This is a genomic window from Chitinophaga pinensis (assembly GCF_007896845.1).
Lineage (GTDB): Bacteria > Bacteroidota > Bacteroidia > Chitinophagales > Chitinophagaceae > Chitinophaga > Chitinophaga pinensis_C.
The window spans coordinates 24354-44300 of record NZ_VOHS01000028.1; the positions used below are offsets into that span (position 1 = coordinate 24354).

The window sequence follows — 19947 nt, forward strand, 5'->3', positions numbered from 1 at the left end:
TATCATAAAATCCATTTTAAACAGAAAACAGGTTCAACGTTATGGAAAGAAGAGACTTTATTAAAACAGGCGGTCTGGCCGGCCTCGGTGCTGGTCTGACGATACTCAACTTCCCCGTATTCGGCAAAAATGCGCCCAGTAACAAACTGGTATTAGGTGTTATGGGCATCAATTCCAGAGGTAACTGGCTGGCACAATGTGCGGCTAAGCTTCCCGGTGCGGAGATCGGCTATGTATGCGATGTGGAGGATGGTGCGATTGCCAGAGGATTGAAAGCAATATCCGGCTCACAGGAGAAGAAACCGACTGTCATTAAAGATATCCGGCAACTGCTGGAAAAGAAAGATCTGGATGCCCTTTTTGTGGCTACGCCGGATCACTGGCATGCGCCAGCTGCTATTATGGCCACCGCTGCCGGTAAACACGTCTATGTAGAAAAGCCCTGTGCCCACAATCCCGCTGAAGGGGAAATGCTGGTCGCTGCTGCGAAGAAATTCAATCGTCTGGTGCAGATGGGTAGCCAGCGTCGCTCCTGGCCCAACATGCAACAGGCTGTCCGGGAAATAAAAGAACAACAGGTATTAGGGAAGATCTATTATGGCAAAAGCTGGTACCTGAATAACCGTAAGCCTATCGGTACCGGTAAGAAAATTCCTGTGCCGGATACCCTCAACTGGGATCTGTGGCAAGGCCCTGCGCCCCGTCGTGATTACCTTGACAATATCGTACACTACGACTGGCACTGGCGCTGGCATTGGGGTACTTCTGAAACCTGTAACAACGCCACACACGAACTGGATTGCCTGCGCTGGTTCATGGACCTTGAATTCCCTACAAAAGTTACTTCTGCCGGCGGACGTTATGCCTATCCGAAAGACGACTGGGAAACACCGGATACCCAGACCCTGAATTTTGAGTTTGAAGGCGGTAAAGCCATCTCATGGGAAGGCAGAAGCTGTAGTAATTATAAAGTGGAAGGCAGTGACCGCGGTTTCGCCATATTCGGAGAAAACGGTACTCTTTATGTGCCGGGTAATGACAGCTATAAGATCATCGACAATCAGGGAAAAACAGTCAAAGAGGTAAAACAGGCAGCCCCTGCTGAGCAAAAAGCCACCAATGTGGTAAGTCCGGCTGGTGAGTACTATGATGCCATCCATATTAATAACTTCCTTGAAAGCATCCGCGGAAACGCTACGCTCAACGCAGAAATCAATATCGGTTACCGCAGCACCTTATTGCCACTGCTGGGCAATATCGCACAACGTACCGGCACCATCCTGCATACAGACCCGTCCAATGGACATATCCTCAATAATCCGGAAGCAACAAAACTCTGGAAAAGAGAGTATGAAAAAGGCTGGGCACCAAAAATCTAAACGATCATCAATATCTTAAACGGCATAAGGGTATAAGTCTGACCATCCTGTTGGATTGTACCCCTATGCCCATACCTCATCAGATACCCCTGTTTTATTGGAAGCCGAAACCGAACATTTGTTCCTATATGCTGTTAAGATAAGAACACGTCCCCGTCGCCAGCTTAACACTGTACCATATTAACGACTACAACATTCATGGCCATACACAGAGTTCGGGTAGAAGAATTGCGCCCCTATAGACATGTCTTCTGGAACCATTAAACACTATTTTATGACCAACGACGCTTTTTTGACATCCTTGACTATCACAAAATTTGAACAAAACACAACCGCTGCCAGCCATCCTGTCCGTGCTGCCGGCCAAACAATGGGTTTTGAGATCATCTGGGTGGAAAAAGGTGCAGGATATTGCCAGATTGACCAGAAAAGATACGCCATCAGCAACAATGTGCTCATCTGCGTACAACCCGGACAAAAATGGAAACTACATCCTACGGCCCCCTGTCAGGGCCTGCAGATCTTCCTCTCAGATGTAGACCCGGGAAATAATATGAATGGCTGGGAAATGACATGGATGGGCAATCTGGTACACCTGCTGGCCGTTTGTCCGGTGATGGAAGCAGAAGAGCCCTTCGCCCACAATTTCCGCACCGTCATGGCCCAGATCTCAAGGGAATACGACAATCAGCAGACGTCCAGCATGCCCATCATTCAGCGCTATCTTGACATCATCCTGTTGTATGTGTCCCGTCAACTCGGTTCTTTCAGGACCACTCATTTATCAGGAAAATCGAAACTGGTAAGGGAATTCAGCATGCTGGTAGACAGTAAGTTCCGGGATTTGAAACTGGTAACCCAATATGCGTCCCGCCTGCGGATCTCACCTAATTATCTGAATGAAGCTGTCAAGAGCATCCTTGGATACCCCGCCAGTCATTACATCCGTAACAGGATTATCCTTGAGGCCAAGCGCAAAGCGATCTATTCCAATGAGAGCATGAAGGAAATTGCTTATTCGCTGGGGTTTGACAATACCGCCCATTTCAGTAAATACTTCAAAAATTCAAGTGGTATGTGTTTTTCTACATTCAAGAAAGAAGGGAATAACATTTTTGAACCGGCGTAAAACAGCGGCTGCCGTCCGCCGGAGGCGGAACGGCAGCCGCCTCACCAGTTTTGCAGACTAGCTTCTGTTGTAATTATAATATTTAGTGCCATACTCACCGGGCAGTTCCTTTTCGCGTCCCTGACGCATGCGTCAAATTCCTCCGGATTCATACCCCACACCTTTCCTACTACAACCAACCGGGATGCTGTAATGACGCCATTTTCAAAGTTTACGTAGGCGGTGGTTTCCAACGCTTCAGGAAAGTAGCCCGCTTCATCGAGTACAAAGCTCAGCTTCATGGTAAAACAACCTGCATGCGCAGCTGCCAGCAATTCTTCGGGATTGGTGCCCCCTTCACTGGTAAACCTGCTGCTGAAAGAATAAACATGCTTGTCAAGTGCTTCACTTTGTGTAGTCATATGTCCTCTGCCATCTTTCCCGGAACCATGCCATATGGCTTTCGCATATCGTTTCATGGATCGGGTCGCTTTAAGAATGTATTCAATGCTGTGCTATCCATTGCAGGATCTCGTCCGCATCTTCTTTCCAGGTGGGCAGACCCAATACATAGTGGTTACGCTTTTTCAGTTTAAAATCGACGACAGAACCGTTTTGATAACGTGCATATACCCGTTCACATAAACCCGGCGGAATACATTGATCTTCCGAACCTGCCAGTATCAGCAAAGGTCCCTGTGGCTTTTTAAAATCCACTTTTGCTTCACTACTCAATGCACCTCTGATCGCCCTTCTGGATTCAGGGATAGTCAGCTGTTCGTAACTGGTCTGTTGCTCAGCCAGAGACATCCCATTGGTAAATGCAAACTGCCATGTTTTAAAAGGCATCAGATAAGTGGTGTTTACCGTAGAAAAGAAACCCAAAGCTGCCGTATTGGATTTGAGGAAATTGATCTCATAAGGGAAAACACCTTTGGGTGGTACCGCGTGTATAGCAACGCCGGCGACACCATAACCTTTATTCAGAAGAACCTGTGTCATCATTCCGCCAAATGAATGTCCGATCAGAATAGGCTTTTCAGGCAACTTTTTGATAGCGCTGATATAAGTGTCCAGTACCTGCGCCAGATCGACTGCTGCCAGCGCCATATCAGGCTGACGTCCACGCAGGGCAGCGGGATCTCCTTCTTTCTGCGGCCACGCAGGTGCTACCGTGGTATAACCCTGACTCTGAAAATAGCGGCCCCAGTCGTCCCAACAACGGTTACTTACATATGCTCCGGTGATGAATACAATGGTTTTTGATTTGATCTTTTCCATAGCGGTTGATAATTTAAGGTCTACCAAAGCTACCTTAGTGCCGGAGCTGTATCAATGTAAAATCAGGTGATTCATCTGTATATTTTACCCCGGCATACGTAGCTCTTCCTTTTTGATGCCCAGCTTTCTGATCCGGTAATTCAGGGTAGAGACATTCATAGACAACAGCTCTGCCGCTCCCCCTTTTCCAAAGATCTTCCCATTGCAATGCCTGAGCACATCAATGATATGCTCTCTTTCATTTTCCTGCATCGTCTTGACCCGCTCCTCCTGTACAACAGGTGCATAATCTATCTTTTCCGGCAGGGCGATCTGGGTAATGACCGTTCCCTCACACAACAATACCGCCCGTTCGATCAGGTGTTCCAGTTCCCGGATGTTTCCCGGCCACGCGTGCAGTATGAGGGTATCCATTACCCGGGGAGAAACAGTCAGTAATGGCCGGCCAATATTCTGACAGTGCATTTCCAGAAAATAATCTACCAGTGCCGGAATATCCTCCCTCCTCTCTCTCAATGGTGGCAGGTGCAGAGGAAATACATTCAGCCGGTAATAGAAGTCCATACGGAACCGGCCATCCGCTACCTCCTTTTCCAGATTCCTGCTGGTAGCAGAGATAATCCTGACGTCCACTTTCTGCGAACGCATAGCCCCGATACGTTCAATTTCCTTTTCCTGCAGTACACGCAGCAATTTGACCTGCATATCCACCGGCATCTCTCCTATTTCATCCAGAAAAATGGTACCACCATTGGCCTGTTCAAATTTGCCGATACGTCTTTCCACAGCGCCGGAGAATGCGCCTTTTTCATGACCGAATAAGAGCGATTCTATCAGCTCCGCAGGCATAGCTGCACAGTTAACCTTAATCAGGGGCCTGGATGCCCTGCCGGACAACCGATGTATCAGATCGGCCATCTTTTCTTTCCCCGTACCACTTTCCCCCGTAATGAGTACGGATGTGTCAGAAGGCGCCACTATTGTCAGGTGTTGCATTGTTTGCTGCAGTCGCTGACTGTCCCCTATAATGCCATAACGCCGGAGTTCAGGCCGTATTTCTGTTCCTCTTGTATCCTGATTACGCATCATGGCATCCAGACTATTGGCATGCAGATAACGTGCTATTTCCAACGTAATCAGCACTTCTCTTTCCCGGAAAGGTTTTACCAGAAACCCGTAAGGAAAGGTCGCCTTTGCCTCATCGAGGATCTGTTTGGTAGAATAGGCAGAGAGATAGATGAAAGCAATATTTTGCTGCCTTAGCAGTTTAGCCAGGTCTATGCCTGTCAGTTTTCCCTTCAGATAGATATCTATCAGTACAAAATCAGGTCTTTCCTGTCCGATCATCTGCAAGGCGATCTCCGCAGAAGCAGCAATACCGCTTACTGTGTATCCCGCGCGCTCCATGATCATCTGGAGGTTGTTTGCTTCAATAAAAATGTCTTCGACGATCAGTATTTTTTCCGTCATACGTTGTTTCCTTCATTGTGATGCTAATACAGTCTGCTGAGTCAATGCCTGTTCGTCTGTTGAGTAGCTGTGTCTTTTATGGTTTCTTCAGAAAATAGGTATGTTCTTTCTGGATACCCAGCTTTTTGATACGATGATTCAGGGTCGATACATGAAGACCTAATATCTCTGCTGCACCGCCAGGTCCGAATACTTTCCCTTTGCATTTATTCAGTACACCTAAAATGTAATCCCGTTCCATTTCATCCAATGTTCTGGTGAAATCTTCTTCCTGACGGACTTTTGTTTCTGACTTCGGCTGCGAAGACAGATGGATCTCCCGGATGACATTACCCTGTGTCAATAAAATGCTCCTTTCCAATACGTGCTCCAGCTCCCTGACATTGCCCGGCCAGTTGTAGGCGGTCAGCTGTTTCATAGCAGTGCTGGACAATCTGATATTCCTACGTCCGGTGCTTCTGGCAAAACGTTCTATAAAGTGAGCTGCCAGCGGCGATATATCTTCCTTACGATCCCGTAAAGGCGGAAGTACTATGGGAAATACATTCAGACGATAATACAGGTCACTCCGGAAACGCCCTTCTGCGACTTCTTTCTGCAGATTACGATTAGTAGCTGCGATGATCCTTACATCTGTTTTGATCGTACTTTTTCCACCGATACGCTCTATTTCTCTTTCCTGAATGGCCCGCAATAGTTTGACCTGTAAGTCCAGCGGCATCTCTCCTATTTCATCCAGAAACAAAGTACCATGATTAGCCAGTTCGAACTTACCAATCCTTCTTTCTATGGCACCGGTGAAGCTGCCACGCTCGTGACCAAATAATTCACTCTCTATCAGATTAGCCGGTAATGCTGCACAATTCACTTTCACCATCAGTTTGTTCTTACGGGGAGAACCATTATGAATCGCCCGCGCGATCAGCTCTTTACCCGTTCCTGTTTCGCCAAGAATCAACACTGTACTTTGTGCAAAAGAAACCTGTGACAGCATATGAAATACGCGCTGCATTTCCGGTCCTGCGCCGATAATATCTGTATGGGTATACACGCTGCTGATCTCCTGTTGGAGGTACAACTTTTCTTCTTCCAGCTTCTCTTTATAACCGTTAATTTCTTTTAGTTGCTGATCAATCTTTTCGTCTGCCAGTATATTCGCCACTGCTACTGCTACCTGATCGGAGATGCCTTTCAGGAGATACAGATCTTTATGCCGGAAAGAATTTCTTTCTTCGGATAACATGGTTATAAAACCAATGTCTTCATTCTGATTCACCAGCTTTACGCCGGCAATTTCCTTGATTCCTCTTTCGAAGATGAACTGTATCCCGGGATGCCTGCCCGGGTTTTTCATCAATAGATTTTCGATGTAAAAGAGTTCAGGTTTATCAGAATGTAGCAGCATATCATGAATGCCATCAGCAATCGGATATTCGGCAAAAGCAATTTCTTTAAATTCAGGGTGTGAAGTACGACCATCTTCCACATCAGCCACCATCACTCTGAAAGAAGTCTTTTCAGCATTGAAGATGCCGACAGTGATATCATTGAAATGAAAGATGCTTTTCAGACGTTGCCGCATCACCGCGATCAATGCCTCAGCTCCTCTTGTCCTGCCGATATCGGCACTGAAGGATAAGAGGATCTCTTTTTCTTTTCACGTTGCTGGATAGCCTCGTTGGCCAGCATATTGGCTACGAGCCCTGACAGATGGTAGGAGAACCGCTCTATCAGCCGCATATCAGCCGCAGAAAATGAATTAACATTCTCCGCAAGCAGTGTCATGCCACCAAAGGCTTCATTATTATGCAGCAGGCGTACGCCGGCAATTTCTTTAATACCAGCTTCTGCAAGGAAATCGAAGTGTATACCGCCTACTTTTTGCAGTTCTGATACGGATAATAATACGGCGCTTTCTGACGCCATGACACGATTATGTAAACCATCCTGCAGTGGATATTCCCGGAAGGCAATCCCTTCAAAATCCTGATGCTGATTGGCCTTTTCACAGTCTTCCAGAATTACCTTGTACACGCCTTTTGCCACATTGTATTGGACAATAGCGATATCGGAGAAATTGAGACGCGTCTGCAGGATCTTTTTAATGGTAGGCACCAGTTTACTCTTATCAGAAATACTGGCAATAGAATGGCTGATGGACAGCAGCATTTCGTTTTCTGCTTCTCTTGCCTGAATATACTCATGATGATAGATATTCACCATGGCTGTAGCCAGATGGAAAGATACCGCATGGATCAGGTTTTGCACATTGGTATTAAACCAGCCTTTCCCGTCTGCATAAAACAGGATCATACCCAGCGGACGTCGGTTATTATCACGAAGTGTGACACCCACACATTCTCTCAGTCCGGCGTTAAACTGCATGATCATATAATCAGGCGCATTAGCGGCGGTTGCTTCTTTTTCGATATCAATGACCACCGGCACATCAGATGACAGTATGCGATCGATCATACCGTCATTTACTGAATACCAGCGGGAGGCAATCGTTTCGTAATCCGGATGCGAGCGGCTGGTGGAATCCGGATCCAGCAGAAAGGCTGCGCAGGACTGTTCGTCATCACTGAGTCTGATCACCAGACTATAGGTAAAACGGAAAAGTTTCTTCAGTTGGGTGTTGATGAGTTCCAGTAAGCCGGCACGATCTTTTAAGCGGCCGATAGCGTCACTGATGTTCAGCAGGGCTTCTCTTTCCCTGATCTTTTGTTCTATCTCCTCTCTTGCCATGATATTGGCTACTGCCAGAGAAATATGACTGCAAATAGTCCTGACAACAGGAAAAATGGATGGCTGAAAATTATCTGGTGTCTTTGAGAAAAAGGATAACACCCCGATGACTTCATTTTCGAATATCAGTCCGCAGTTAAGTGTTTCTGCCACACCTGCATCAAACACAATCTGCATATTGGCAGTCAGTTCACCGGCGGCTTTCATCTTTGCCAGATGGCAGATAAAAGGCTCACCTTTATCGATAGCGGTCACCATCCAGTCAAGCCCTATTGGCCAGTCGGCCGTGACCAGTTCCTGATATTGAGTGTGATCTTTTATCAGAGAATTTGTATCCAGCATAAAGGCTTTATAATGCTGTGGTCTGCCGGAGGGCACAGAAATAGTACAATGACTGAAAGAGAAAAAGCTGCTGAAGCGCTCTTTCACAAGATTCATCAGGTCGCTTTTTGCCTTCACTCTTGCAATATCCATGGCAAGCGATAATAGCAGTCGGGTAAGTTCAATGTCGTTTTCTACAGAGACGGCGGATGCTACCCTTTGCGTTTCCCGTGTGGCTGATTTTGATCGATGCATGTTTTAGTTGTGGTTTTCGCCGGGGTGGTAAACATATACGGCAAACTTACAGGATATATGGTCAAGCTGTATGCCATGCCTGTAAGTAGCTGGCTATTATAATCTTAAGAAAACAACTCATCTGGTATGATTGTTCATATATGAATAATTAACCAGAAAATTATCGAAATATGAATAGTTGGCTGAAGTGCTTCGCAGTGCCTGCTTTATTGCGTCATAAATCCTGAAATACCAATAATCCAGTGGCTAATTGACGATATATGAATACCAAACAAAACCGAAACCGCCTCTAAATAACTATAAATCAAATACTTAATCAGTGGCACCAGATTAGCATATTATCCCCTGAACTGAAACCACAATATTATGAGCAGTAAAATCCTATACGACACAGGTACAGATGTATTGCCAGAGACCCAAAGTTCGCGAAAACAGAGCAGACCCGAGAAGACCACCCACTTTGAGATCAACAGACTGGAAACAATCAGCGACAAGCATCCCTTACTGGACGGGTTACAGGAAAGATTGCAATACTTTGAGATCGTCTGGATGCAGGAAGGAAACGGTTGTATTTCCATTGACGCCCTTCAGCATCCTTTCAACAACAACATGATCTATTGTCTGACGCCGGGGCAGGTCAGGCATTGTTGTTTTCAGCAAAACCCCAAAGGTTATTACATTTCCTTCTCGCAGGACTTCCTCTATCGCTGGGCTACCTACACGATGGGTACGACCTGGCTGGATACCCAGATCTATGGTGTGGGACTATCTGTCATCTCTCCGGACGAGGATATGCAGCTGGAAATAGAAGACCTGATGACAAAGATGTCCAAAGAGTACATTAACCACTATCTCTTACGGTCAGAAGTGCTGGCAGGTCTGCTGAATATACTGGTGATCTATTTCTCGCGCCGGCAGCAGATAAGGGTCAATGAACTGGCACAATCAAAAGAGATAGAGCTGGTGCAGCGATTCATATCGCTGGTGAAAGTACAATTCAGGACTATGAAATTTGTAGCTGATTATGCCAGTGAACTTTGTGTAACGGCCAATCACCTGAACCGTATTGTAAAGAAGATAACCGGTATGCCCGCAAGTTCGCATATACAGCAACACATCATCATGGAGGCAAAAAGACAGGCCTTACATTCAAATGTCAGCATGAAGGAAATTGCTTATCTGCTGGGCTTTGATGATCATTCGCACTTTAGTAAATACTTCAAGAATAACTCCGGTATGAACTTTACCAGTTTTAAGAAAGGTCTGACAACTGAACTGGTGACAGATAATACACTTTAAGCAAAGATATTCAGCCAACTATTATTTCCTGATCATTACAGACAACAACAGTTAACCTTAAATGTACAAATGAGCGCACTATTCTGCCATTGATGCCCGCACTGTCATATGATAGCTTTGTATACGCCCGATATTATCTAAACATCATAAACGATAGCAATGACAAAGCAATCAATGAAGAACATACTGGCAGCGGGTGCTGTAGCAGCTGCAAGTGTAGTGAATAATGCGGAAGCCCAGACGAAGGTGCTGGACCCGGCCAAAGACCCTGCGATAGAAACCCGTACAAAAGCGTTCCTGAATGTATTGAACAGCGGAGGCGGCAAACCCATGGAACAGACAGCTGCCACTGATGCCCGTAAGGTGCTGGAAGGAGCACAATCTTCTGTGAAAGTCGATCTTTCCGGTATTGACGTAACAGAGAAGACGATTACAGAAGACGGACTAGCGATAAAACTCTTTATCGTACGTCCATCCGGTGTATCAGGCACCTTACCTGCATTTATGTTTTTCCATGGCGGTGGCTGGGTATTAGGAGATTTCCCGACACACCAGCGCTTCGTGAGAGATCTGGTTGTTTATTCCGGTGTTGCAGCCGTATTCGTAGAATACAGCCGTTCTCCCGAAGTAAAATATCCTGTAGCGCTTAATGAAGCTTATGCTGCTACCAAATGGGTGGCTGCACACGGCGCTGAGGTGAACCTTGATGGCAAAAGGCTGGCCGTGGTTGGTAATAGTGCTGGTGGTAACCTGACCGCTGCAACCGCATTAATGGCAAAAAATAAGAAAGGCCCCGAGCTGAAATTTCAGTTGTTGTTCTGGCCGGTAACCGATGCCAACTTTGAAACCGGATCTTATAATCAATATGCCACTTCCCGCTTCCTGACCAAAAACATGATGATCTGGTTCTGGGACAGCTACATCCCAAAATCCCAGCGTAAAGAGATCTATGCAGCGCCCCTGCAGGCCAGTCTGGAAGAGCTGAAAGGCCTGCCGCCAACGCTGGTACAGACCGCAGAAAATGACGTACTTCGTGATGAAGGAGAAGCATATGCCCGCAAGATGGACGAAGCAGGCGTACCTGTTACACTTGTGCGAATTCAGGGCATGATACATGACTACGGGCTGCTGAATCCATTGGCTGATGTACCGGCGGTGCAATCAGCTTTAAGATATGCCGCAAATGAGCTGAAAAATGCCTTAAAATAGTAAGCAACAAGCTTTCTTCTATAGTCATCCTATACTTAACCTACGCTAATGCTACGTTTTTAACGTAGCATTAGCGTAGGTTAAGTATAGGATGACTATTATTAAACTATTCCCGTCTGTTGATCCTGATTGTCAGCTTCCCTTCGAATTATCCTACTTTTACCAGTATCTGTACAATGATAACAGTGAAAATCTAGCTGAATTATAAGTAACTTTCTGCCCAATAATCATCCTTCCATGACTAATATTACTGTTGAGTGGATGCGCTCCATTGAAACGCTTACAGGCGTTCCCGATAACCAGCTCCAGTGGTTTATTGATAACTCAGAACGTAAAGAGTTACCGGCAGGCTCGTATGCTTTTAATGTAGGCGATGCGATGATCGGTACGCATGTACTCTTGTCAGGCAGGATTAAAATATGCCAGATGCAGAATAACGAACTGCGGGAACTGATGATCGCAGAACCCGGCCGCATACTGGGCTACCTGCCATTTTCACGTGGTATGACCTCGTCCGTAGCAGGTGAGGCAATTGATGACGTAACGTTATATACCCTGCCCATGGACAAAATAGAACCCATGATCAGGAATCATTTTGAACTGACACAGGCATTGGTACATATCATGACCAATCGTGTGCGTGATTATACTTCCTTCATCCGCCAGAGTGAGAAGATGATGGCATTGGGTAAGCTTTCCGCCGGACTGGCACATGAGCTGAACAACCCTGCCGCAGCTGTTGTACGTGGTGCACATTCCATGAAGAAACACCTGCAGTTACAGCCGGAGTTCTTTAAAAAGATCATGGAAATACGCATGGACGAAGCGTCTATCAATCTGGTGAAAGAGAAAATGTTTGAGATCCTTTCACAACATAATATCCACAAATCACAGCTGACGCTCGTACAACGTTCGCAACTGGAAGACGAACTGACCGACTGGCTGGACGATCTCGATGTGGAAAACAGTGCAGAACTGGCAGAAAATTTTGTAGAATTCGGCTTTACACTTCAACATCTCGATCAGTTCAGACAAAGACTGGTTGAAAAAGATGTATCTCCGATCTTCAACTGGATCAACAATAACCTGATCACTGAAAAGATCGTTTCTGACATTGAAGAAGCATCCAAACGCATCGCTGATCTTGTTGGATCCGTGAAGTCGTTTACCCATATGGATCAGGGCTATGATAAACAACTGACTAATATTCACGATGGTATCCGTACCACCATCTCTATCCTCCAATATAAAATCCGTAAGGGTAATATTGAGCTGATAGAAGAGTATGATACCAATCTCCCCCCGTTGCGTGCGCTTATCGGAGAACTGAATCAGGTGTGGACAAACATCATCGACAATGCACTCGATGCAATGGAAGTGAATAAAAAGGGGAAATTAGTTATCAGGACGGAACGGGATAAGGATTGCCTGAAAGTCATCATCACAGATGACGGTCCGGGTATTCCGGAGCATGTCCTTGAACGTGTTTTTGATCCCTTCTTTACAACAAAAGAACCGGGAAAAGGTACAGGTCTGGGACTGGACATTGTGTCACAGATCGTACGGCAGCACAAAGGATATCTGAAGGCAGAATCAAAGCCGGGAGAAACGAAGTTTATCGTGTCGCTGCCCATTCTCGGATAAGTTAACTTTGGATTGACTTATGCTACTTTATATTGAGCGTACAGTATCGTAACGCCACGAAGATTAATAGTATTAATATGAATCAGAACTTACCATATATTCTCTGTATTGACGATGATCCGCAGGTATTACGTGCACTTGTGAGAGACCTTAAAAGTCAGTATCGTGAGCAATACAGGATCATCAGCACAACCGTTATCAGTGAAGCACTGGAATCTTTACTGGAACTCAGAAATAAAGGAGAAACCGTGGCAATGTTCATTTCAGACCAGAGGATGCCTGAAATGGAAGGGGTTGACTTTCTCGAAAGAGCCATGGAGTATTATCCGGATGCACGTCGCGTGTTGCTGACCGCCTATTCTGATACAGATGCTGCGATCAAAGCCATCAACTCCGTACAGCTGGATTATTATCTGGTGAAACCATGGAGCCCGCCGGAAGAGCGCTTATATCCGGTACTGGATGATCTGCTGGGCAACTGGCAGAGTGTATACAAACCTGACTTCAGAGGGATCAAAGTGGTAGGTTATCAGTTCTCACCGAAATCGCACTCTGTGAAAGATTTCCTTGCAGGCAACCTGATTCCTTACCAATGGCTGGATGTACAGAATTCGGAGGAAGCAGGCAAATTAATGAACCTGAATAACCTCAGTCAGAAAGATGTACCACTGGTTTTCTTTGAAGATGGTACTTATCTCTCCAATCCATCGATTATCGACATTGCACATAAGGTGGGACTGAATCCACAGGTGAAACTGGACGTATATGACGTGGTAATCATCGGCGCCGGTCCTGCGGGATTAGCAGCAGGTGTATATGGCGCTTCCGAAGGGTTGAAGACATTGCTGATAGAAAGGCGTGCTCCCGGCGGACAGGCAGGTACCAGTTCCCGTATTGAGAACTACCTCGGCTTCCCGAGTGGACTCAGCGGCGCTGAACTTACCAGACGTGCTATTGCACAGGCCACCCGACTAGGCACAGAGTTTATTACGCCACAGTCTGTAAAAGATATCAAACAGAAAGACGGTTATAAGAAAGTGATGCTGGAGGATGGTACTGAGATTAACACCCGCGCGGTGATCATTACTACAGGCGTGGATTACCGTCAACTGGAAACAAAAGGGGTACCCGATTTCACCGGCGCAGGCGTCTATTATGGCGCAGCTATGACGGAGGCTTCTGCCTGTACCGGAATGGAAGTATATATTGTAGGCGGCGGTAACTCAGCCGGACAAGCCGCGATGTACCTTTCCAAATTTGCCAAAAATGTACATATTATCATCCGCCGGGAAGATCTGAGCAGCACGATGTCAGCTTATCTGATAGAGCAGATCTCCGGCGTGCCGAATATCACCCTCCATCCCAAAACGGAAATTGCCGAAGCCAAAGGCAGTGACCGCCTCGGCCAGCTGATCCTTTGTAATATTGATACCAAAGAGCAACAGGAAGTACATGCGGATGCACTGTATATCTTCATCGGTGCCAAACCATTTACTGACTGGATCGCATTGGATATTATCAAAGATGAAAAAGGCTTTATCAAAACAGGCGGCGACCTGCATAACTGCGAAGCTTTCAAACGTATCTGGAAACAGGATCGCGATCCTTATCTGCTGGAAACCAGCTGTCCCGGCATTTTTGCAGCAGGAGATGTGCGTGCACAGGCCATGAACAGAGTGGCGGCAGCAGTTGGGGAAGGATCGATGGCGATCAGCTTTGTGCATAAATACCTGTCAGAAGTTAAGTAGCTTCTTAGGTATTTATACGACATTTGCTTCCCTGTTTTAATTGACTATGAAGGTTTGTATCGCTGAAAAACCAAGTGTAGCCAGAGACATTGCCGAAGTCATTGGCGCTAAAGAACGTAAGGATGGATATTACGAAGGCAACGGGTACCAGGTGACCTGGACCTTCGGGCATTTCTGTACGCTGAAAGAGCCGCATGACTATACGGAACAATGGAAGTTCTGGCGGCTGGAAGATCTACCCATGATCCCCAGCAGTTTCGGTATCAAACTCATAGACAACTCGGGCGTTCAGAAGCAGTTCAAGATCATCGAACAACTGGTACAACATAGTGAAGAAGTGATCAACTGTGGGGATGCCGGGCAGGAAGGGGAGCTTATCCAGCGATGGGTACTGCTCAAAGCACAGTGCACAGCACCCGTAAAAAGGCTGTGGATCTCCTCCCTGACAGAACAGGCGATCCGCGAAGGATTCCAGAAACTTAAAGACGCAGACCAATATAATAATCTGTACGCAGCAGGAAGTGCCAGAGCCATTGGCGACTGGTTACTGGGTATGAATGCCACCCGGCTGTTTACCAAGAAATTTGCTATGGGAAAGACTGTACTCTCCATCGGGAGGGTACAGACTCCTACCCTGGCGATGATCGTCGCCCGACAGAAAGAGATCAACGCCTTCGTGTCCGAAGAATACTGGGAGTTGAAAACAGTATACCGGGAAGTGGAATTTACCGCTACGATTGACCGTATCAAAGTACTGGACCGGGCAGAAAAAGGACTGGCCTATCTGAAAGAGCATCCCTTTGAAGTAACCTCCTTTGAGAAAAAAGAAGGGAAAGAGGGCAATCCCAAGCTGTTTGACCTCACGGCCTTACAGGTGGAAGCGAATAAGAAATACGCTTATTCGGCAGACGATACCCTGAAATACATTCAAAACCTGTATGAAAAGAAGCTGGTGACCTACCCAAGGGTGGATACCACTTACCTCTCTGAAGATCTGCATCCGAAAATTGCGGGTATTATGCAGGACCTGACGCCTTATGCCGCATTAACAGCGCCCATACTGGCTAATCCGATTCCAAAACTTAAGACTGTTTTTGATGATAAAAAGGTGACAGATCACCATGCTATCATTCCTACCGGTATCTATCCATCCAACCTTGGCATGGAAGAAAAGCGTATTTATGACCTCGTAGCCAGACGCTTCATTGCGGCTTTCTATCCGGAGTGTAAAATCTCCAATACGACGATACTTGGTAAGGTAGGTCAGGTAGAATTTAAGGTAACCGGTAAACAGATACTGGAACCGGGCTGGAAGGAGGTGTATGCCAATGATGTAGCACCTAAAAAAGAAGGTGAAGAAGAAGAGAAAATCCTGCCGGTATTTGAGGTAGGTGAAAGCGGCCCGCATACTCCAAGAATCCATCAGGGGAAGACAACCCCACCCAAAGCATTTACAGAAGCCACCTTACTGCGTGCCATGGAAACAGCCGGTAAGCAGGTGGATGATGAGGAAATGCGCGAGTTACTGAAAGATAACGGTATCGGACGTCCGTCTACCCGTGCGAATATCATTGAAACACTCTTTCGCCGCAAGTATATTGAGAAGCGTAAGAAGAATATTTTCGCTACACAAACAGGCATCGATCTCATTGATACTATTCAGACAGAGCTGCTGAAAAGCCCCGAGCTGACAGGTATCTGGGAAGGTAAACTGCGTCAGATAGAGAAGGGAGAATATGCCATGGAGACCTTCAAACAGGAGCTGATCCAGATGGTAATAGACCTGACGATTGAAGTAAAGACCTCTAACTATAAGGTGATCACCGTAAGGCCGGATCAACCGGAAGAAAAAGAAAAAGACAAAGAAGAGAAACCCAAAAAAGAGGCTAAACCCAAGAGCCGAAAAAAGCGGTTGTCATAGCGGAACAGCAATGTCCGAAATGCAAGGCGCATCCATTAAAGAAAGGAAATACCGCTTATGGATGTGCGAACTTCCATGTATGTGGCTTCAAAGTGCCATTTGAAGTCTTTGGTAAGAAACTCACTGATAAACAGATTGCTGATCTGCTGGCTAAAGGAAAGACCGGTAAGATCAAAGGCTGGAAACTACCGGGTGCTGCAGGTGATACAGAAGGTAAACTGATCCTGAATAAAGGATTTGAACTGGAAGTAGAGAAGGCCTGATCATTTTTCCATGATGAGGGTAACGCCTTGTCCGCCGGCAGCGCAGACAGACACCAATCCCCTGCCTGATCCTTTTTCATGCAACAGCTTCGCCATCGTGGCGATAACACGTGCACCGGTAGCCGCGAATGGATGTCCTGCCGCAAGGCTACTCCCATGTACATTCAATTTACTACGGTCAATACTCCCTAATGCTTTGTCATACCCGAACTGTTTCATCAGGTCGGGCTGTTCCCATATTTTCAACAATGCCAGTACCTGTGCGGCGAAAGCTTCATGAATCTCGTAGTAGTCGAAATCCTGCAAGGTGAGTCCTGCCTGTTCCAGCATTTTTACTGATGCGTGTACAGGCGCCAGCAGCAGATTATGCGGACTTTGGAGGTAGTCTATAGCGGATGTTGCTGCGAAGGTAATATAGGCCAGTACCGGTAATCCCTGTTGTCTCGCCCAATCTTCGCTGGCCAGCAATATACAGGAAGCTCCATCCGTTAACGGGGAGGAATTACCGGCAGTCAGAGAACCATTCGTTTTATCGAATGCGGGTTTGAGTCTGGCGAGTTTTTCCAGACTGGTATCTCTTCTGAGGATATTATCCCGGTCCAGTCCTGCGAAAGGCGTCAGCATATCGTTAAAGAAGCCGCTGTCATAGGCGGCGGCCATCTTCTGATGGCTTTCCAGTGAATAGCGGTCCTGCTCTTCGCGAGAGATCTGGTAGTATTTAGCGGTGATCTCTGTATGGCCACCCATGGACAAACCAGTGCGGGGCTCCATATTCATTGGCGCTACCGGTTTCAGATCTTTCCACCTGATCCGGGCAAATGCCTGAATACGCTGCCGGAGTGTCTGGGCTCTACGTACAGCCAACAGACTTGTACGTAATCCCTCACTGAAGACGAGTGGTACATCACTGGCGGAATCTACACCACCGGCTATACCCACTTCTATCTGACCGAGGGCAATCTTATGGGCGATATAAAGGGAAGCGGCAATACCCGTATTACAGGCTTGCTGTATATCACAGGCAGCAGTAGCGTGATCGAGCGCGGAACCTAAGACGCATTCCCGCATCAGATTGATTTCCCGGCTATGTTTGATGACGGCGCCACCGGCGACTTCACCTAAAAGCATACCACTCAGGTGATAACGATCTATCAGACCGTTTAAAGCGGCTGTCATCATAGCCTGATTCCCTTTATCGGCATAAAAAGTATACTGCCTTGCGAAAGGGATACGGTTGTAACCGACAACGGCTACTCTGCGGGATTTCAGATCGGAAAGCATATACTAAATATACGATTATCGTACCCAACTATTCCCTAAATTACATACTCAATTTTTACCCTATATGACAAAAAGTTTTAAGGCCCGCATCTGGGGACTGGTGCGTTGGGCGACCCTGATTTTCGCTGTACTGTTTATTTTCAGATTCATTTACGGCTATGTAGCCACTGATACCCGGCAAACCAACGACTATAGTGTTGACTTTTTTGAGAATATCAGCAATCTGAGGAAGAACTATGCGTCTGAAAAGGTGCAGTATAAGAGCAAAAGCGCCATGTCTCAGCCAGACATGTCAGCACCTGCTGCTGCCACCCCTAGTCAGAAGTATGAAAAGACGGCTTCTATCCGTACAAAGTCTTCCCATTTTGAAGATGACGCCAGACAACTCTCTCAGCAAACCGAGTCTTTCAAAGCGATTGTACAATATGAACAGGCTTTGGGACTAAAAGGAGGCCGCGAATTACACCTGATGATTGGTGTTAATCCGGAGGTATTTGACTCATTCTATCTGGCGATCCAGAAGATCGGTGTGATCAGATCTACCGAGATCACCAAGGTGGATAAAACCAATGAATACCGTCAGCTGAATGCACAAAAAGCATCCCTGCTTAAAACACTGGAATCACTGAACGAATTAAAATCAAAACCGGGCCCTATCACAGATCTGGTGGCATTACATGACAAAATTCTGGAGACAGAAGGTAAGTTGCAGGACCTTGGTATTGAGCTGGGAAATTTTGATACTGAAAATGAATTCTGTACGGTGCGTGTGTCTTTATATGAAGGTGCAACAGAAAAGAAACCGATCAGTTTTATACACAGGGTACGGGTAGCATTGGAATGGACGATACATTACTTTACGTATCTGGTATTTGCTGCTGTAGGCGTACTGTGTGGCGCGTTTGTACTGTTAGTGATCATTGACAAACTGAAGCTGATTAATAAGATTGCGAAAAAACTGGGAGAATGAGGATAGTGTATATATTAACGTTGTTGTTGTTGATTGGAGTAAGTAATCTGTCTGCACAACGTGATTCCCTTTACCTGATCAAAGACGGAATAAAATTCGGGTATGTCAATAAAAAGAAAAAAATAGTGATTACGCCGCGATTTTTCGCGGCGTATAACTTTAGGGAAGGTCTTGCTGCGGTTAGAGAAGCCGGGCTTTATGGCTATATCAATACCAGAGGACATTATGTAATACCGCCGCGCTTTACTCAGGCATTACCATTTCGTGAGGGACTGGCGAGGGTATATGAAAATCACGAGATCTTTTATATTGACAAAACGGGCCGTAAAGCATCTGATAACACAAAAGAACTGGAAGCTGTCCATACCTCCAAAATAGTGATAGAAAGAATTCCGGAGTTAGTTTATTACTATATGGATTCATCGGGCCACCTGACGCGGAATGAACCACATATTGCCCCATATAATAAAAACATAGATTACGAGGCAGATGTCAGATACTTCATTCAGGAAGGAATGTCCTCTGAGATAAGACCGGACGAGTGGAAAAATTATCCGGATGCAGTCTCACCATCTGACACACTATTTCCTAAAGATACATTGGGTATTGTAGCTGTTCCGGAGGCTAAGATTGTAGTCGATAACAGATATAACGGATACAAAGTGTTTGTAGTCAATGCAGGACAAAAGGCGGCCACATTGGTAATGACACACGGCCGTCTTCGGATCTGGCTGGAAGCTCTGAGCGAAGAGAATGAATGGAGAAACGTGGAAATTCCTCCGCGTGGTGACCATCGATTTTCATCTAATTTCTACCGGCGGATATCCCTGCCTGCACAAAGCTATTGGGAGCTGAATAGTCCGGTATATGAAGGTGTATTCAAGACGAAAATGCGATATGCGATGTACTATTTCCCAAGACCGGATAAGATAGAACCAGCGGTCATGGTCTACAGTAATGAGTTTGAGGGAAGTATAAATCCGGGGCAGACGGGTAGTGGTCCCATAGATGAGCCCTGGCTGCAATAGACAGGAAAATGTTATCACACCA

16 protein-coding genes are annotated in these 19947 nt (G+C 46.2%); 10 read left to right on the forward strand and 6 right to left on the reverse strand.

All coding sequences use genetic code 11. From position 1 onward, the window contains the following. Window positions 1-41: 41 nt before the first annotated feature. Complete coding sequence (locus FEF09_RS21645; protein WP_146307042.1) at window positions 42-1379, forward strand: Gfo/Idh/MocA family protein; 1338 nt, start codon at window positions 42-44, stop codon at window positions 1377-1379. Between the two features lie 274 nt (window positions 1380-1653). Next, window positions 1654-2508 (forward strand): helix-turn-helix domain-containing protein, encoded by an 855-nt coding sequence (locus FEF09_RS21650; RefSeq protein ID WP_186774450.1) that lies wholly within the window; start codon window positions 1654-1656, stop codon window positions 2506-2508. 41 nt (window positions 2509-2549) lie between these two features. Here FEF09_RS21650 and FEF09_RS21655 read toward each other — a convergent pair whose 3' ends face one another. The 5 genes from FEF09_RS21655 to FEF09_RS21675 all read right to left on the reverse strand — a co-directional run bounded on the left by FEF09_RS21655 (window position 2550) and on the right by FEF09_RS21675 (window position 8562). Next, window positions 2550-2966: an OsmC family peroxiredoxin gene (locus FEF09_RS21655; RefSeq protein WP_146307044.1), complete on the reverse strand. Its 417-nt coding sequence runs from the start codon at window positions 2964-2966 to the stop codon at window positions 2550-2552. A 25-nt stretch (window positions 2967-2991) separates the two neighbouring features. After that, window positions 2992-3768, reverse strand: coding sequence for an alpha/beta hydrolase (locus FEF09_RS21660; protein ID WP_146307045.1), 777 nt, complete (start codon window positions 3766-3768; stop codon window positions 2992-2994). 84 nt (window positions 3769-3852) lie between these two features. Further along, window positions 3853-5238, reverse strand: coding sequence for a sigma-54-dependent transcriptional regulator (locus FEF09_RS21665; protein WP_146307046.1), 1386 nt, complete (start codon window positions 5236-5238; stop codon window positions 3853-3855). 76 nt (window positions 5239-5314) lie between these two features. Then, entirely contained in the window at window positions 5315-6820 is a 1506-nt protein-coding gene (locus tag FEF09_RS21670; RefSeq protein ID WP_146307047.1) for a sigma 54-interacting transcriptional regulator, read from the reverse strand. Window positions 6821-6828: 8 nt separating this feature from the next. Continuing rightward, the gene (locus FEF09_RS21675) at window positions 6829-8562 is read right to left on the reverse strand and encodes a GAF domain-containing protein (RefSeq protein WP_146307048.1); all 1734 of its coding nucleotides are present in this window, start codon (window positions 8560-8562) and stop codon (window positions 6829-6831) included. A gap of 366 nt (window positions 8563-8928) precedes the next feature. Here FEF09_RS21675 and FEF09_RS21680 point away from each other — a divergent pair, with 366 nt between their 5' ends. The 6 genes from FEF09_RS21680 to FEF09_RS33400 all read left to right on the forward strand — a co-directional run bounded on the left by FEF09_RS21680 (window position 8929) and on the right by FEF09_RS33400 (window position 16646). Further along, the gene (locus FEF09_RS21680; RefSeq protein WP_146307049.1) at window positions 8929-9861 is read left to right on the forward strand and encodes a helix-turn-helix domain-containing protein; all 933 of its coding nucleotides are present in this window, start codon (window positions 8929-8931) and stop codon (window positions 9859-9861) included. Window positions 9862-10020: 159 nt separating this feature from the next. After that, window positions 10021-11070, forward strand: a complete 1050-nt coding sequence (locus FEF09_RS21685; protein ID WP_146307050.1) for an alpha/beta hydrolase — start codon at window positions 10021-10023, stop codon at window positions 11068-11070. A 237-nt stretch (window positions 11071-11307) separates the two neighbouring features. Next, entirely contained in the window at window positions 11308-12714 is a 1407-nt protein-coding gene (locus FEF09_RS21690) for an ATP-binding protein (RefSeq protein WP_146307051.1), read from the forward strand. A 77-nt stretch (window positions 12715-12791) separates the two neighbouring features. Beyond that, window positions 12792-14462 carry an FAD-dependent oxidoreductase gene (locus tag FEF09_RS21695; RefSeq protein WP_146307052.1) on the forward strand — a complete coding sequence of 557 codons (1671 nt, stop codon included), beginning with the start codon at window positions 12792-12794 and terminating at the stop codon, window positions 14460-14462. Between the two features lie 46 nt (window positions 14463-14508). Beyond that, the gene (locus FEF09_RS21700) at window positions 14509-16383 is read left to right on the forward strand and encodes a DNA topoisomerase 3 (protein ID WP_261387653.1); all 1875 of its coding nucleotides are present in this window, start codon (window positions 14509-14511) and stop codon (window positions 16381-16383) included. A gap of 92 nt (window positions 16384-16475) precedes the next feature. Continuing rightward, window positions 16476-16646: a hypothetical protein gene (locus FEF09_RS33400; RefSeq protein WP_261387654.1), complete on the forward strand. Its 171-nt coding sequence runs from the start codon at window positions 16476-16478 to the stop codon at window positions 16644-16646. Here FEF09_RS33400 and FEF09_RS21705 read toward each other — a convergent pair whose 3' ends face one another. Beyond that, entirely contained in the window at window positions 16647-17927 is a 1281-nt protein-coding gene (locus FEF09_RS21705) for an acetyl-CoA C-acetyltransferase (protein ID WP_146307053.1), read from the reverse strand. A gap of 64 nt (window positions 17928-17991) precedes the next feature. Between FEF09_RS21705 and FEF09_RS21710 the strand changes: the two genes are divergently transcribed. Both FEF09_RS21710 and FEF09_RS21715 read left to right on the forward strand, forming a co-directional pair. Beyond that, window positions 17992-18897 (forward strand): DUF4349 domain-containing protein, encoded by a 906-nt coding sequence (locus FEF09_RS21710; protein WP_146307054.1) that lies wholly within the window; start codon window positions 17992-17994, stop codon window positions 18895-18897. Next, the gene (locus tag FEF09_RS21715; protein WP_146307055.1) at window positions 18894-19925 is read left to right on the forward strand and encodes a WG repeat-containing protein; all 1032 of its coding nucleotides are present in this window, start codon (window positions 18894-18896) and stop codon (window positions 19923-19925) included. Before FEF09_RS21710 ends, FEF09_RS21715 begins: the two co-directional genes overlap by 4 nt. Window positions 19926-19947: the final 22 nt, after the last annotated feature.

What these genes read in the sequence shown, in the direction of transcription:
- FEF09_RS21645 (WP_146307042.1), top strand. Translation starts at nt 42, where the DNA reads ATGGAAAGAAGAGACTTTATTAAAACAGGCGGTCTGGCCGGCCTCGGT.
- FEF09_RS21650 (WP_186774450.1), top strand. Translation starts at nt 1,654, where the DNA reads ATGACCAACGACGCTTTTTTGACATCCTTGACTATCACAAAATTTGAA.
- FEF09_RS21655 (WP_146307044.1), bottom strand. Translation starts at nt 2,966, where the DNA reads ATGAAACGATATGCGAAAGCCATATGGCATGGTTCCGGGAAAGATGGC.
- FEF09_RS21660 (WP_146307045.1), bottom strand. Translation starts at nt 3,768, where the DNA reads ATGGAAAAGATCAAATCAAAAACCATTGTATTCATCACCGGAGCATAT.
- FEF09_RS21665 (WP_146307046.1), bottom strand. Translation starts at nt 5,238, where the DNA reads ATGACGGAAAAAATACTGATCGTCGAAGACATTTTTATTGAAGCAAAC.
- FEF09_RS21670 (WP_146307047.1), bottom strand. Translation starts at nt 6,820, where the DNA reads ATGCGGCAACGTCTGAAAAGCATCTTTCATTTCAATGATATCACTGTC.
- FEF09_RS21675 (WP_146307048.1), bottom strand. Translation starts at nt 8,562, where the DNA reads ATGCATCGATCAAAATCAGCCACACGGGAAACGCAAAGGGTAGCATCC.
- FEF09_RS21680 (WP_146307049.1), top strand. Translation starts at nt 8,929, where the DNA reads ATGAGCAGTAAAATCCTATACGACACAGGTACAGATGTATTGCCAGAG.
- FEF09_RS21685 (WP_146307050.1), top strand. Translation starts at nt 10,021, where the DNA reads ATGACAAAGCAATCAATGAAGAACATACTGGCAGCGGGTGCTGTAGCA.
- FEF09_RS21690 (WP_146307051.1), top strand. Translation starts at nt 11,308, where the DNA reads ATGACTAATATTACTGTTGAGTGGATGCGCTCCATTGAAACGCTTACA.
- FEF09_RS21695 (WP_146307052.1), top strand. Translation starts at nt 12,792, where the DNA reads ATGAATCAGAACTTACCATATATTCTCTGTATTGACGATGATCCGCAG.
- FEF09_RS21700 (WP_261387653.1), top strand. Translation starts at nt 14,509, where the DNA reads ATGAAGGTTTGTATCGCTGAAAAACCAAGTGTAGCCAGAGACATTGCC.
- FEF09_RS21705 (WP_146307053.1), bottom strand. Translation starts at nt 17,927, where the DNA reads ATGCTTTCCGATCTGAAATCCCGCAGAGTAGCCGTTGTCGGTTACAAC.
- FEF09_RS21710 (WP_146307054.1), top strand. Translation starts at nt 17,992, where the DNA reads ATGACAAAAAGTTTTAAGGCCCGCATCTGGGGACTGGTGCGTTGGGCG.
- FEF09_RS21715 (WP_146307055.1), top strand. Translation starts at nt 18,894, where the DNA reads ATGAGGATAGTGTATATATTAACGTTGTTGTTGTTGATTGGAGTAAGT.